General features: G+C 37.2%; 16 protein-coding genes and 1 pseudogene. 1 reads left to right on the top strand and 16 read right to left on the bottom strand.

The features are described 5' to 3' along the window. Positions 1 to 48 precede the first annotated feature (48 nt). The 4 genes from IEX29_RS21665 to IEX29_RS21650 all read right to left on the bottom strand — a co-directional run bounded on the left by IEX29_RS21665 (position 49) and on the right by IEX29_RS21650 (position 4620). The gene (locus IEX29_RS21665) at positions 49 to 1902 is read right to left on the bottom strand and encodes a DUF2207 domain-containing protein (protein ID WP_229720334.1); all 1854 of its coding nucleotides are present in this window, start codon (positions 1900 to 1902) and stop codon (positions 49 to 51) included. Between the two features lie 91 nt (positions 1903 to 1993). After that, complete coding sequence (locus tag IEX29_RS21660; RefSeq protein WP_188737143.1) at positions 1994 to 2290, bottom strand: hypothetical protein; 297 nt, start codon at positions 2288 to 2290, stop codon at positions 1994 to 1996. A 703-nt stretch (positions 2291 to 2993) separates the two neighbouring features. Then, complete coding sequence (locus IEX29_RS21655) at positions 2994 to 3395, bottom strand: VOC family protein (RefSeq protein ID WP_188737141.1); 402 nt, start codon at positions 3393 to 3395, stop codon at positions 2994 to 2996. Between the two features lie 544 nt (positions 3396 to 3939). Further along, the gene (locus IEX29_RS21650; RefSeq protein WP_188737139.1) at positions 3940 to 4620 is read right to left on the bottom strand and encodes a CPBP family intramembrane glutamic endopeptidase; all 681 of its coding nucleotides are present in this window, start codon (positions 4618 to 4620) and stop codon (positions 3940 to 3942) included. A 238-nt stretch (positions 4621 to 4858) separates the two neighbouring features. On the opposite strand from IEX29_RS21650, the gene IEX29_RS21645 reads away from it, so the two are divergent. Then, a complete protein-coding gene (locus IEX29_RS21645) occupies positions 4859 to 5707 on the top strand; it encodes a sialate O-acetylesterase (protein WP_188737138.1) in 849 nt (282 codons plus the stop codon). A 196-nt stretch (positions 5708 to 5903) separates the two neighbouring features. Here IEX29_RS21645 and rpsI read toward each other — a convergent pair whose 3' ends face one another. The 12 genes and pseudogenes from rpsI to infA form a co-directional block, all read right to left on the bottom strand. Further along, positions 5904 to 6296 carry a 30S ribosomal protein S9 gene (rpsI, locus tag IEX29_RS21640; RefSeq protein ID WP_188737136.1) on the bottom strand — a complete coding sequence of 131 codons (393 nt, stop codon included), beginning with the start codon at positions 6294 to 6296 and terminating at the stop codon, positions 5904 to 5906. Between the two features lie 19 nt (positions 6297 to 6315). Beyond that, positions 6316 to 6753: a 50S ribosomal protein L13 gene (rplM, locus tag IEX29_RS21635; RefSeq protein WP_188737134.1), complete on the bottom strand. Its 438-nt coding sequence runs from the start codon at positions 6751 to 6753 to the stop codon at positions 6316 to 6318. Positions 6754 to 6975: 222 nt separating this feature from the next. After that, the gene (gene truA / locus IEX29_RS21630; RefSeq protein ID WP_188737132.1) at positions 6976 to 7722 is read right to left on the bottom strand and encodes a tRNA pseudouridine(38-40) synthase TruA; all 747 of its coding nucleotides are present in this window, start codon (positions 7720 to 7722) and stop codon (positions 6976 to 6978) included. Between the two features lie 21 nt (positions 7723 to 7743). Then, positions 7744 to 8541, bottom strand: a complete 798-nt coding sequence (locus IEX29_RS21625) for an energy-coupling factor transporter transmembrane component T family protein (RefSeq protein ID WP_188737130.1) — start codon at positions 8539 to 8541, stop codon at positions 7744 to 7746. Next, positions 8534 to 9403: an energy-coupling factor ABC transporter ATP-binding protein gene (locus IEX29_RS21620; RefSeq protein WP_188737128.1), complete on the bottom strand. Its 870-nt coding sequence runs from the start codon at positions 9401 to 9403 to the stop codon at positions 8534 to 8536. Before IEX29_RS21620 ends, IEX29_RS21625 begins: the two co-directional genes overlap by 8 nt. Then, positions 9379 to 10221: an energy-coupling factor ABC transporter ATP-binding protein gene (locus IEX29_RS21615; protein WP_188737126.1), complete on the bottom strand. Its 843-nt coding sequence runs from the start codon at positions 10219 to 10221 to the stop codon at positions 9379 to 9381. The genes IEX29_RS21620 and IEX29_RS21615 overlap by 25 nt, the downstream gene beginning before the upstream one ends. Positions 10222 to 10667: 446 nt before the next feature. Beyond that, on the bottom strand, positions 10668 to 11021 hold the full coding sequence (rplQ, locus tag IEX29_RS21610) for a 50S ribosomal protein L17 (protein ID WP_188737124.1): 354 nt from the start codon (positions 11019 to 11021) through the stop codon (positions 10668 to 10670). 43 nt (positions 11022 to 11064) lie between these two features. After that, a pseudogene (locus tag IEX29_RS21605) lies at positions 11065 to 11884 on the bottom strand (DNA-directed RNA polymerase subunit alpha). A 205-nt stretch (positions 11885 to 12089) separates the two neighbouring features. Next, positions 12090 to 12479, bottom strand: a complete 390-nt coding sequence (rpsK, locus tag IEX29_RS21600; protein WP_188737123.1) for a 30S ribosomal protein S11 — start codon at positions 12477 to 12479, stop codon at positions 12090 to 12092. A 20-nt stretch (positions 12480 to 12499) separates the two neighbouring features. Continuing rightward, positions 12500 to 12865 carry a 30S ribosomal protein S13 gene (gene rpsM / locus IEX29_RS21595; RefSeq protein ID WP_077605102.1) on the bottom strand — a complete coding sequence of 122 codons (366 nt, stop codon included), beginning with the start codon at positions 12863 to 12865 and terminating at the stop codon, positions 12500 to 12502. Positions 12866 to 12888: 23 nt separating this feature from the next. Further along, entirely contained in the window at positions 12889 to 13002 is a 114-nt protein-coding gene (rpmJ, locus tag IEX29_RS21590; RefSeq protein WP_010095733.1) for a 50S ribosomal protein L36, read from the bottom strand. A gap of 31 nt (positions 13003 to 13033) precedes the next feature. Then, complete coding sequence (gene infA, locus IEX29_RS21585) at positions 13034 to 13252, bottom strand: translation initiation factor IF-1 (protein ID WP_040985051.1); 219 nt, start codon at positions 13250 to 13252, stop codon at positions 13034 to 13036. Positions 13253 to 13646 lie beyond the last annotated feature (394 nt).

The following is a 13646-nucleotide window of genomic DNA, read 5'->3' as shown; positions in this document are numbered from 1 at the left end:
GGTATTATTATTAAACCCAGTTTAACGGCGAGTAATGACTCATTTTAGTTAAAAAGCGCCAGCTCCTCCTCCACCGGACGAGCTTCCGGAAGAACCGCCTGATGAGTTTGATGAATCTCCATAATAATGAATCACATTATCAAATGACCTCGTATAAATGTAGGCGTCAGGTATTTCCGGCATAACCTGAAAAGCAGGATTATCGTACACTTTACTTTGATACCAATATCCTCTTTTTAAAACAATGGCATTTTCCATTCTTTTTTGCACTAAATTCTCATTATCCCCAACAGGATATTCCTTTTTTTTGTACATAATTTCAGCTTGTTTACCCGCAAATTTCAATAATTTTATTTCTTCTGACCAATAATTAAATGGCATAAATAATCCAGTTATTCCAACTGCAAGAATGAAGAAGAGTGAACCAATTGTGCCCTCATCCAGATTAAATAACATAAGCGCGCTGAACATAATATACAAATACATCATTGAAAGAATCGATTTTTTTGCCCTGAATAATAAGCTTGAACCCAAAAATAGGAGGAGTATAAAGGTTAAAATAATTTGTTCCCCTTCTCTAATCGGCTGGATGGTTAAATGATAGTAATAGAGTAAAGCTATCATTACCGGTGCCAGCAAGGCAAATATGGATAACAAGCCAATATGTTTATCTTTTTTCAAGGTATGTTTTAGATCTCTATATGCTTTTTTGCGCCAGCGTTTGTATGATTTCTTTACCTTTTTGGAATTTGCTTTTTTTTGTTTATTTGTTGCATTATGATTTGTAGTAAGAGAATCTAAACGAAAATAATGCCCAGATTCATCTTTTTCTTTAAATAACCATTCTTTTAAAAATAAATCGGATTCTTGCAGAGACGCGTTCTCATCCTCCCATGTATAACAGTAGGTTTTTCCTAAAACCTCTACACTCGATTGTACTTTTTTTACAGAAATAATCCCTTGCCTGCGTAAAGAAAAGAGTGCCGCATTTAATCCAGCAACTGAGATTCTATTTATTCCATGAAAATAATGCAATAATAGTGGATCCGCTTCTTCCACGGTATGCATAATCAAATCGGCATCCTTTGCTCCACGATAACGATTAGGACGTACAACTATTAAGATTACTAATGCTAGCAAGCAGGCGATGATTCCACCATAAACGAATGGAAGAATCGATTCTGTTTTATCATTTAATAAGGAAGCACGCTCGGAAAGCTTACTCTCCTCTTCCAGTATGAAAGATTCCATGGTTTTATCCCTGTCTACTCCCATCGCCACCAGTTGATCTGAAGGAAATATCATTCGAAAAGTAACAGTATCACCTTTCTCTACCAAACTATTTGTATACTCTATACCGCTTGCGGTCTCCATGAGCTCCCCGCCTGCATCATCTTTTAGAAATGAATGCATTCCTTGCGAACTATCATGTGGTGTATGGACAGTAATCGTGACATCATGCAAATCAGTTTCATTGGAAGCATCAAAAAAAGCATATTTAAATTCCCCTATATCCTGATATTTCGTTATAGAATCCGAAGTAATAACATATTCATAAATAAATGTTTTCATTTCATTTTCAGAATCTGAATAAACTTTCCACGTCTGATCATCTTTTTCTACTCTCAAACTATCTAAAAAAGCAGTGTCCTGGTATATACTTGTATCATTTGCAAGATAGGCGCGGAAACTGGATAAATCTGATTTGATGGTTCTGGTTGTCCCTTCAAATATACCGTCAAAGTTATATGTAAATACTTCTTTTACATCAATTGTTCCATTTTCATTAATATGTGCATCAATCGATACTTTATCAATTGTAAATGAACGATCATCTGAATCTGAACAAGCTGATAATAAAAGAAAAAGGAAGAAAACGATGAATATATAGCTTCTTTTCATAAGTATCAAGTCAACACCTCTCTTTTTATGTAGTGATAATATACATAGGAGAGATTGAAAAATTTTCATTCCTCCATTCTGCTAAATGACTTTATAAAGGCCTTCTTTTTGCCAACTCCTGTTGATAAAGCCCCATCAGGTTGTCCTTGTAATCCTCATAGCCTTTAGCAAAAAATAAGCCTATGAATCCATTAAGCAATTTGTTTTCATGAACTTTACTTGCTTGCCGTATTCTTTTTTGTAAAGCTTCATCAGAAAGTTTCGGTACGCGTTTTGCCTCTTGTTCTAAGGAATTATTGATAGCCAGCTTAAATCGCCGCCGTGTAACTGTTGCAACGAAAAAGACAATAACAGCAACAATACAGATAAACAAAATTATATCAAACATAAAAACAGCTCCTTATATAGAGGGGTGAAGGGTAACTGATACAAAAAAGCAGTACATCTCCCCCTTTCCATTTCTAATCTTCTATGATAAATTTTTAGAATTACGTTTCTTTTGCTATTCCACCATAGTATGTATTTATAATTCACTTTTCAATAGGTCGAATATCACTAGACCTATTGAAAAATAACTTACTGACTTTTTGCGCTATGTCCTTTTTCCTAATTTTTTAGTACATAAATATGTAGCAAGTAATTACGAGGCTTCCTTATCATAATTATTTACAGGATAAAAATGAAAAGAGCTTCTCTCCCCCTCTTTTTACCTACTGCCAAACAAAAAGTTAAGGAATTGTAATATTCATTTTATTTTCATTCCGTGTTAATAGATCTATATAATATTAAATACCGCCTGTGCTTGAAAACAGGCGGTATTATTAATTTCTTCTTAATTACACTATGAAACGAATCAACAAATGGTCATAACAGTTAATTTCCGGGTAATGCTTGGAGTGATAGGATGATTTCTGAAAAGCACTTGGAACTCCTTGGCTGCATATAGGATATCCTATAATTAAACTTTTGCAAATACGGGTAATTTAGATATTATTTTCACAGATATAGTGCTTTAATCAATTATATGAAAGCTATAAGAATTAGTAAGTTGATTATGAATTAAATTATCTCCCCGTATTATATATTTTAAATTAAACTTTCATATGTCTTCCATTAGTTTTAATTCCAAAAGCAATCCATCTTCCATCTATATCTTCAACTACAAATTCTTTATTATTGTAATCTGTATCATTTAATGAACGGACTATCTTAACACCAGAGCTGATCATTTCTCCTTGAAGTTCTTCCTGATCTTTTGTAATAAAGTAAGCATCGTACCCATAACCATATAAGTCTCTATTCGGAATGGCCTTTTGTCCATTCGTTTTGATCAGGATTATCTCTGTGGTATCACGATACAGACAAATATGGGGCTCACCCACATTCAAATAAGAAACAGTCTTAAATCCTAATTTCTGCTCATAAAAATTTGCGGTTTTTATTATATCATTAGTTGGAAATATACAATGTGACTCTATTAAAAGGTTCTTCATTTTCTATCTCCTTAAATATTGGTTAGTTTTTTTATTTATTTTAGAATTCCTATTCTAATCAGGATACGTCAAATCAAGATTTTAAATAAAATAAGGAATATAGTATATAAAACTAAATAATATCCCAAGAATAGAAAATAGATAAATTCCTATTAAAACCGGATTAAGTCTTAACCTAAAAACTTTGACTTTATAATCTATTCCACCTTGATACCTATCTGTGACTTGCTGATTATTTCCATGGTAATTACCAAAATAGGAAATCATCCAAGTCAGGCATAATATTAAAAAGCATGCAACAAAGAGCGTATCAATAAAAGAGAAATGGTATATCACAGTTATTGCTAAGATGAATAGTAATTGAATAATCATTGTTATCCCTATCTTTATTACTTTTCTCACTTTAGTTTCACCCTATTCTTTTCAAGTTTACCTGCAATATAATCCCATAAGAAGGCGATGGGAATAAATACAGGTTTAAAAATCCCTACTATCATTATGCTTGTAAATCAGTAAATAGAATCTATTCATTTACTTTAACTGATTACCATCTCGGTACGAAGTCAAAATTATAAAAAGTTACTAATCCCCCATGTATGTTATATAAACTATGAAGTATCATAGAAGGGATGATGGATTTGGTTTTGTACCAAAGAAAAAAAGAAATAAGTGCGAAGAAACCAGTTAGAACTGGTTTATCTATATGCAGCAAAGCAAAAATCACTGCTTGTACAATTACTCCTGACCAGACTGGAATAAATCTGGTTAAGAAAATCATTGCACAAACTCGATTAACTAGCTCCTCCCAAATAGGAATTAGAAGACAAGAATTTAATAAGTACAGTAAAAATTCCGGAAAAGAAATAAATGTATACCTAATCCCTAAGCTATGGAAACTAACTAACTCCTCATTCATAAAGAATCCATATTTAAAGAAAATATGGTTAAGATAATAGAATAATAAATAAGCCAATACAATCCAGAAATAAGTAGAAATTTTTTTCATTACCGAAAAATCTAATACCCTTGTATACAATTTTCTTGTTGGTTTATAGAGGAAGCTAATCAAAATAATAAGAAAAGCTGAGATTATTCTAAATACATTTGGATACAGGTAATAAGAAGTATTCAAAATAGCTCCTGCACTAAAAATAATTGCTACTGCAAATATGTATATTAACAAAGAAGTTGTGGAAATATCCTGCCCCAGTTTTTTTACATTCATTGTGCACTGCACCCCATATTTATTAGTGAACAATCTAATTATACCCATTTTGGAGAATATTTCCAATATAATTTTATTGATTAATCTTAATCTCCCAATTATAATATTTATTTTGATATGTTCATGGAGATAGCTTTTTTGTATCATTTTATTAAACTTATAACTAAATCCCGGCAAAGATTAATTAATCCATGGATCTTAAATTAAGTTATCGCTAAAAAAGAAAGAAGGTTTTTCTATGAAATCTGTTTTACTAATTGGACAATCAAATATGGCTGGAAGAGGATTTATTAAGGATGTATCACCGATTTATAATGAGCACATAAATATGTTGCGAAACGGCAGATGGAAGATGATGGCAGAACCGCTTAATTTTGACCGTCATATATCTGGTGTTGGACCAGCTGCTTCTTTTGCTCAGGCTTGGACGGTGGATCATCCTGGAGAGTCCATTGGGTTGATACCATGTGCCGAGGGAGGAAGCTCTATTGATGAGTGGTCAATTGACGGACTATTAACAAGACATGCGGTTTCTGAAGCAAAATTCGCTATGGAAACAAGTGAAATAGTTGGAATTCTATGGCATCAAGGGGAGAGCGACAGCTATGGAGAACGCTATAAGACTTACGAAGATAAATTGCTTTCATTATTTAAACACTTGAGAGAAGAATTGAATACACCAGATATTCCAATTATTATCGGTGAGCTGGGACATTACCTTGGAAAGACCGGATTTGGAAAAAGTGCTGTAGAGTATAAACAAATAAACCAGATATTATCTAAAGTTGCTTACGACGAAAAAAATTGCTATTTTGTAACATCAAAAGGCTTAACAGCAAATCCAGATGGCATTCATATTGATGCTATCTCCCAAAGAAAATTTGGGTTGAGATATTATGAAGCTTTTTCAAAACAAAAGCATGTTGTAGACATTTTGGATATAGAGCATGAATGGATTGAAGAGGAAGCAAAACGCGAACTGTCTAAAAATGAACGGATATTTCTTCAAAGTATGAAGTTTGCATTAGGACAATTGAGTTTTGAGGAGTTTTCTACTAACATCTCAAGTATTAATGAAAGTGAGTAAGCAAAAATAATTTTATTAATTGATAGTCGATAAAGCAGACATGGACTGTTTGATGCATGATAAACAGGAATTGATTTTTACAAGAGCTAGTATACGCGTTTGATGGCACACTGATTTATGCTTGGAGTGTAACTTACAGAATAAAAAAGCACTTCCCAAATAAATGAGAAGTGCCATAAACGTTGATATAATAATATTAACGCTTCGAGAACTGAGGTGCACGACGTGCTTTTTTAAGTCCGTATTTTTTACGTTCTTTCATACGAGCATCACGAGTAAGGAATCCTTCAGTTTTAAGTGATCCACGATATTCTGGATCTGCCTGTAACAATGCACGTGCGATTCCGTGACGGATTGCACCTGCTTGACCAGTGAATCCACCGCCGTGTACATTTACAAGAACATCATAAGTTCCTTGTGTTTCTGTAGTAGCAAGCGGCTGGTTCAAGATTAATAATTGTGTTTCATATGGAAAATAGTCTCTAGCATCGCGACCATTGATTGTAATGTTTCCTGTACCGGGTACCAGACGTACGCGGGCAGTTGACTTTTTACGGCGTCCTGTGCCATAGTATTGTACTTGTGCCAATTCATTTACCTCCCTTTAATTATCCGCGAAGTTCGTAAACTTCTGGTTTTTGAGCCTGATGGTTGTGCTCAGCGCCTCTATATACATACAATTTTTTCTTCATTTTACGTCCTAAAGGTCCTTTTGGAAGCATTCCTTTGATTGCAACTTCAAGCATTTCTTCAGGATATTTCGTACGCATTTCGTATGCGTTACGAGCTCTCAATCCACCTGGATGATGGGAATGATTGTAGTACATTTTGTCGTTGATTTTGTTACCTGATAATTCAATTTTGTCTGCATTGATGATAATTACATAATCACCAGTGTCTGCATGTGGTGTGTACGTAGGTTTATGTTTACCGCGTAAAATAGCAGCTACTTCGCTTGCTAAACGTCCTAAACGTTGCCCTTCCGCATCCACAACTAGCCATTTGCGTTCGATATTCGCTTCATTTGCCATGAAAGTTGTGCGCATAATTTTTTCCCTCCATATATCAATCATTCTTTACTATTCGTAATCATATTTTTATTCTTAACATAATTAGATTCCGGGGCTAATCATGGTTTAGAAATAAAATGCCATATATCATCTTATATCTTTCAAGACCAAAAGTCAAGCCTAGTATGAAAGTAATTTAAAAAATTCTCGTTTTTTCTTCCTCTTTTTCATTCAATCTCTGAAATGCTTCTTTTCTCCCTATTCATGATACCTTACTTCCCATAAATACAAACCACTCGGAGAAATCGTCTTGCCAAGCTTTCCTCTTTCTTCTGCGGCTAAAAGTGCCGGTATATCCTCTGGATTCCGCTTGCCAGTACCTACATCCAGCAAGGCACTGACCATAATCCGGACCATATTGTATAAAAAGCCGCTTCCGCGAAAAATAAATTCAATATCATTTTCTTTTTTCCTGCAGGAGGCATGATACAATGTCCGCACTTTTGAGCCCTTTACAGTCGATTTTGCTGAAGAAAAGGTAGTAAAGTCGTGTGTACCCTCTAAATACCTGCAGGCGGCTTGTATGGCTTCTATATTGACCCTTTTGGGAAAGTGCAGTGCATAGTTCTGGCGGAATACATCCGGATCTTCCCTGTTTAAGACAATATAATGATACTCTTTCTGCTTCACACTATAACGGGCATGAAATGAATCCTGGACCTTCTCAACATGGCTTATCCAGACATCATCTGGCAGGAGTGCATTGATAGCCCGCTTCCAATTTTGTTCAGGAATCGTTAAAGGTGTATCAAAATGGATGACCTGCCCGACCGCATGGACACCAGTATCTGTCCTTCCTGACGCCTGGATCCGGATTGCTTCGGCTTTATGAATTTTTTCTAAAGCTTTTTCCAATATACCCTGAACAGTCCGTTGGCCAGGCTGTACTTGAAAGCCGGCAAAGCCTGACCCGTCATAAGAAATCGTGCATTTTAACCTTTCCATTTCCAAATTCCTTTCCTTCCATTACTGTCTTAAGAAAAACAACGCAGCCAGCATTAGTACAAAACCGGTTAAAACCAGAATATCCTTTGTACCTATATGCAATTCACGGAGCTTGCTTCTTCCTTCCCCGCCTTGGTAGCCGCGGGCTTCCATCGCCATTGCCAGATCCTCAGCGCGCTTAAATGCACTGACAAACAATGGAACCAATAGTGGGATAACTGCCATTACCCGATCCTTGACAGGTCCTGTACGAAAATCAACCCCCCTGGCTGCCTGGGCACGGGATATTTTATCTGTTTCCTGCATCAGCGTTGGAATAAAGCGCAGGGAAATAGACATCATCAATGCCAGCTCATGGACAGGAAACTTTATCTTTTTCAGTGGATGAAGCATTTCCTCCATCGCATCGGTAATTTCAATCGGCGTTGTTGTTAATGTTAATAAAGAAGTCGTCAGGATAAGCAGGAAAAAGCGTAAGGAAATCGCAAGCCCTTGGATAACTCCACCGCTGTAAATCTTGATAAATCCCCAATTGACTAAAAGGTTCCCTTCATTTGTGATGATTAAATGCAGGATAAAAGTAAAAATAATTAAAAACCAGACGGGCAGAAGTCCTTTTAATATAAATTGCAGCGGCACTCGTGAAATAAGCACACAAAGCACTGAAAATGCCGTTAACAAGCTATAGGAAGGTACATTATTTGCAAAGAATACAATAATAACAAAGAAAAAGACTATTGTAATTTTCGTTCTTGGGTCCAGCCGGTGAATAAGTGAGTTTCCAGGGACATACTGGCCAATAATCAGAGCATTATTCATGAGAACCCACCTCCAGCTGCTTCTTTATCTCTTCTGCTAACTCCGGCATGGATTGATACTGATAGTTCAAAGAAGTGCCGAAGCGTTCATTATACTGATTTAGAAAATGAATGACCTCCGGGACACCTAGTTGGACCTTTTGCAGCTTTTCTGTTTGTTTAAACACATCCAGCGGAGAGCCTTCCATATATTTTTGTCCTTTATTTAGAATAATGATTTTATCAGCATAGGCCAGCGCATCCTCCATACTGTGTGTCACTAATACCGTCGTCAGGTTTTGCTCCTGATGCAGCTGATAGAACATATCCATGATTTCACGCTGTCCGCGCGGATCAAGCCCGGCAGTCGGCTCGTCCAATACAAGAACTTCCGGAGCCATTGCCAATACTCCTGCAATAGCCACACGACGCTTTTGCCCTCCACTTAAATCAAAGGGGGAACGCTCTAATAGTTCCTCAGAAAGGCCTACAGCAGGGAAAAGCTTCTCTATCCTAAGATTGATTTCCTCCTGCTTAACGTCAAAATTCTTTGGACCAAAAGCAATATCTTTGGCAACTGTCTCTTCAAATAACTGATGCTCCGGATATTGAAAAACAACACCGACTTTTCTTCTTAAATCACGGATATTCTTTGGTTTCCCATCTGCACTCAACCGAAAATCACCTATCGTTATTTCTCCCCTGCTCGGAAGGCTCAGTCCATTTAGATGCTGAATGAGTGTTGATTTACCGGATCCTGTATGACCGATAACCGCCACAAATGAACCAGAACCCACCTTAAAGGAGATGTTCTCAAGGGCCTTATGGGCAAAAGGTGTATTCTCTTGATAAATATAACTTACATCTTTGAATTGAATTTCCATAATTCCTCCAACAACTCTTCGTGGTTTAATGCTGCTTCTTTTAATGGAACTCCCTGTTTCCTCAGCTCATCGGTTAATTGGGCAACAAATGGCACATCCAGTCCAATTTCTCGTAATTCCTCGCGCTGTAAAAAAAGCTCTCTTGGTGTTGTTTCCTTCCAAATCTGTCCCTTATTCATCACAATCACACGGTCCGCCTGAACAATTTCCTGCAGATCATGCGTTATGGTAATCAGGGAAAGCCCCTCTGATTCCTGTATATCATTCACCGTGTGCATAATTTCTTTTCTGCCTGTCGGGTCGAGCATAGCAGTTGCTTCATCCAAAATTAGTACCTTTGGAGCTATTGCCAGGACACTGGCAATGGCTACACGCTGCTTTTGTCCGCCGGATAGACGGTGCGGCTCTGTTATTAAGTAATCTTGCATTCGTACAGCGGATAAGGTGCGCTGGATTCTCTCTCTCATCTCTTCTCTGGGAACACCTCTGTTTTCCATACCAAATGCAACATCATCCTGAACAGTCGCACCAACAAATTGATTATCTGGATTCTGAAAGACCATTCCTACATCTTTCCGTATATCCCAGACAGTATCATCATCTACTTTTTTACCATCGACAATGATTTCCCCGTCCTTTGGCATCAGCAGTCCATTAAGCAGCTTGGCTATGGTTGATTTTCCAGAGCCATTGTGGCCGATAATAGCAACCCATTCGCCTTCATAGATATCAAAAGAGACTTGATTTAACACAAGCGCTCCTTCTTCTTCATATTGAAAGGAAACATTCTTAAACTCTACTAGCTTTTTTCTATCCATCCAGACACCCCCTTCTCCTATTGTTTATTATGTAATTCGCTTTATCTATTATGGTTATTATTTTACTCATAGCGGCTGATGAACGAAAGTATTTACTTAAACATTAAACAAAAGTTAATAAAGTTTAAGGGCATCTCTAGCCAACGCTCCGGAAATACACTACGCTTTCCGTGGGCTTGTCCTCAGCCTCCTCAAAAAAAAGAAGTTCGCTTTTTTTCTCCGGGGTCTTCACACTACGCATTCCCACAGGAGTCTTCGTGTATTTCCTCCGCTGGGTATTGAGTAAAAAATTTCGTTCTTCTCTTCCCTATAAACCAAAAACAATGAATATCTTAATCGAAACAATATATATCAAAGCTTAGTGAATAATCATTTTCCAATACAAAAAAAGGGCTTGGATAACCTCTGAGAGAGATTGAGTCCTGCCCCTTGCCGTTTTTAGTAAATTAAACCAACTCAATGATTGCCATTTTAGCGCCATCGCCTTGGCGTTCACCAAGTTTAAGAACGCGTGTATATCCACCTTGTCTATCTTCATAGCGCGCAGCAACATCATCAAATAATTTTTGAATTACGTTGTTTTCTTCATCCGCTTCTTTGTTGTATAAAAATGCTGCTGCTTGACGGCGTGCATGTAAATCGCCACGCTTTCCAAGAGTAATCATTTTATCTACAACCGATCTTAACTCTTTCGCTTTTGCTTCTGTTGTTTCAATGCGTTCATGAATAATTAAATCAGATGCAAGGTTGCGAAGAAGAGCCATACGACTATCTGTTGTACGTCCTAATTTTCTAGCCACGGACTATCCCTCCCTTTTCGAAACTCTACAGGTGACTGGTTTATCAGTCATCATCTCGAAGACCTAGTCCTAGATCCTCTAATTTTACTTTTACTTCTTCTAATGATTTACGTCCTAAATTACGAACCTTCATCATATCTTCTTCGGATTTATTTAATTTCCACGTTCTGTGCCTCATCCGTTAAGCCGACAAAAATATTCAAATGCTCCGTAATAATTTTCGCTCCTAGAGAAACAGCTTCTTCAGGGCGAATACTACCGTCAGTTGAAACATCCAATGTCAGTTTATCATAATTAGCAATTTGACCTACACGTGTATTCTCTACTTGATACGTAACACGTGATACTGGTGTGAAAATCGAATCAATTGGAATAACGCCAATCGGTTGATCATCAAAATTATTTTCATCTGCGGGACGATAACCGCGACCTCTTTCAGCAGTTAACTTCATATGAAGGTTAGCTTTACTGTTTAATGTAGCGATATGAAGCTCTGGATTCATCACTTCTACATCACTATCATACGTTAAGTCTGCAGCTGTTACGACTCCTTCACCTTGAACATCAATTTCTAATGTTTTCGGCTCATCAGAGTAGATTTTAAGTGCAAGTTTTTTCAAGTTAAGAATGATAGTTGTTACATCCTCTACAACCCCGTCAATCGTTGAAAATTCATGCAGTGCTCCGTCGATGTGAACGGTTGTCACAGCAGCACCTGGTAGTGAGGATAGTAAGATACGACGCAAGGAGTTTCCAAGTGTGGCACCATATCCACGTTCTAGCGGTTCAACTACGAATTTACCAAAAGTAGCATCATCGCTAATTTCAAGCGTTTCAATTTTTGGCTTTTCTATCTCGATCATTTAACAAACCCTCCTTTAAAACGTCGAAACCCCGGCTAGACCACAAAGTCTAACCGAAATTCCTCAAATAGGCAGTTGGCGTTTCTGCTCTACCTAAAAATCCTTCGTACGAACTGTCTTTGGAATCTGTTTATCTACAACATGTAGATAACCGTACGTTTTATCAACCATTATGACCAAGGCTGACAAATTCTATACGGTTAAATTAAACACGACGACGTTTTGGTGGGCGGCAACCATTATGAGGAACTGGAGTTACATCAACAATTGCTGTAACTTCTAATCCAGCAGCCTGTAAAGAACGGATTGCAGCTTCACGACCAGCGCCAGGTCCTTTAACAGTAACTTCTAATGTTTTCATGCCATTTTCAGTTGCAGACTTAGCAGCTGTTTCAGCAGCCATTTGTGCAGCAAACGGAGTTGATTTTTTAGATCCTTTAAAACCTAAAGCTCCAGCAGAGCTCCAGCCAATAGCATTACCTTGCATGTCCGTAATTGTAACAATTGTATTGTTAAAAGTAGAACGGATATGAGCAATGCCTGATTCTATATTCTTTTTCACACGACGTTTACGCGTATTTGTTTTACGTGCCATTGTAAGCTTACCTCCTTACATTACTTTTTCTTGTTAGCCATTGTTTTACGTGGGCCTTTACGTGTACGAGAGTTGTTCTTTGTCTTTTGTCCACGAACCGGTAGTCCGCGACGATGACGAATACCTCTGTATGAGCCGATTTCGATTAAACGTTTGATATTTAAAGATACTTCACGACGAAGGTCACCTTCTGTAGTGTAGCTATCAATCGCTTGACGGATTCTTGTTAATTCGTCTTCCGTTAAATCACGGACACGAGTGTCTTCAGAAACGCCTGCTTCTTTAAGGACTTCCTGTGCGGTAGTTTTTCCAATACCATAAATGTAAGTTAAAGAAATTACTACACGTTTATCACGTGGAATATCAATACCTGCAATACGTGCCATAGAATGCTAGCACCTCCTGTTTTTTAGCCTTGTTTTTGTTTGTGTTTTGGATTTTCACAAATTACCATTACTTTACCTTTGCGTTTGATGACTTTGCATTTCTCGCAAATTGGTTTTACAGATGCTCTTACCTTCATCATCATTACCTCCTTTTAGATCGGAGCTCGTTTATTTATAACGGTACGTAATTCGTCCTTTGGTTAAATCATACGGAGAAAGTTCAACCGTTACTTTATCGCCTGGTAAAATGCGGATAAAGTGCATACGGATTTTACCAGATACATGTGCCAATACTGTATGGCCATTCTCAAGCTCAACTTTAAACATCGCATTCGGCAATGTATCTGTCACTGTACCTTCTACTTCAATAACATCATCTTTCGCCATTGTGTGTGATCTCCCTTCTTCAAATCAGTTACAACCTTATCTAAATCAAGGATAAAGCCTCATTTCCCTTTTGTGAGTAGCCGTTCTTATCAACGGTATCCTGAAAGGAAATATTAAACGTACATTTAGCGTACTATCATCATTTGAAATGATTTATTAGAACACTGCTTCCTCCATTGGCCAGCGTAGGACAACCGGCCGTTCACAACCGAGACATCAATTGTACTGACCTGAATCACTATCCTGCCTCATACGTACAAATGAATTCTTGCTAAGAGAATCAATTTGTTAACGTATATCAGCACTCACCATCACCTAGGCAATTGTTCGTTTTATATCAAAAGGTTGATGAACCAATTTTTTAGCGTATTTGATAAAAGCATTCCACATTATC

The organism is Oceanobacillus neutriphilus (assembly GCF_014645515.1).
Taxonomy (GTDB): domain Bacteria; phylum Bacillota; class Bacilli; order Bacillales; family Amphibacillaceae; genus Oceanobacillus; species Oceanobacillus neutriphilus.
Note: the sequence above shows the minus strand (reverse complement) of the source record. Positions and strands in the feature narration are given on the sequence as shown.

What these genes read in the sequence shown, in the direction of transcription:
- IEX29_RS21665 (WP_229720334.1), bottom strand. Translation starts at nt 1,902, where the DNA reads ATGAAAAGAAGCTATATATTCATCGTTTTCTTCCTTTTTCTTTTATTA.
- IEX29_RS21660 (WP_188737143.1), bottom strand. Translation starts at nt 2,290, where the DNA reads ATGTTTGATATAATTTTGTTTATCTGTATTGTTGCTGTTATTGTCTTT.
- IEX29_RS21655 (WP_188737141.1), bottom strand. Translation starts at nt 3,395, where the DNA reads ATGAAGAACCTTTTAATAGAGTCACATTGTATATTTCCAACTAATGAT.
- IEX29_RS21650 (WP_188737139.1), bottom strand. Translation starts at nt 4,620, where the DNA reads ATGAATGTAAAAAAACTGGGGCAGGATATTTCCACAACTTCTTTGTTA.
- IEX29_RS21645 (WP_188737138.1), top strand. Translation starts at nt 4,859, where the DNA reads ATGAAATCTGTTTTACTAATTGGACAATCAAATATGGCTGGAAGAGGA.
- rplM (WP_188737134.1), bottom strand. Translation starts at nt 6,753, where the DNA reads ATGCGCACAACTTTCATGGCAAATGAAGCGAATATCGAACGCAAATGG.
- truA (WP_188737132.1), bottom strand. Translation starts at nt 7,722, where the DNA reads ATGGAAAGGTTAAAATGCACGATTTCTTATGACGGGTCAGGCTTTGCC.
- IEX29_RS21625 (WP_188737130.1), bottom strand. Translation starts at nt 8,541, where the DNA reads ATGAATAATGCTCTGATTATTGGCCAGTATGTCCCTGGAAACTCACTT.
- IEX29_RS21620 (WP_188737128.1), bottom strand. Translation starts at nt 9,403, where the DNA reads ATGGAAATTCAATTCAAAGATGTAAGTTATATTTATCAAGAGAATACA.
- IEX29_RS21615 (WP_188737126.1), bottom strand. Translation starts at nt 10,221, where the DNA reads ATGGATAGAAAAAAGCTAGTAGAGTTTAAGAATGTTTCCTTTCAATAT.
- rpsK (WP_188737123.1), bottom strand. Translation starts at nt 12,479, where the DNA reads ATGGCACGTAAAACAAATACGCGTAAACGTCGTGTGAAAAAGAATATA.
- rpsM (WP_077605102.1), bottom strand. Translation starts at nt 12,865, where the DNA reads ATGGCACGTATTGCAGGTATTGATATTCCACGTGATAAACGTGTAGTA.
- rpmJ (WP_010095733.1), bottom strand. Translation starts at nt 13,002, where the DNA reads ATGAAGGTAAGAGCATCTGTAAAACCAATTTGCGAGAAATGCAAAGTC.
- infA (WP_040985051.1), bottom strand. Translation starts at nt 13,252, where the DNA reads ATGGCGAAAGATGATGTTATTGAAGTAGAAGGTACAGTGACAGATACA.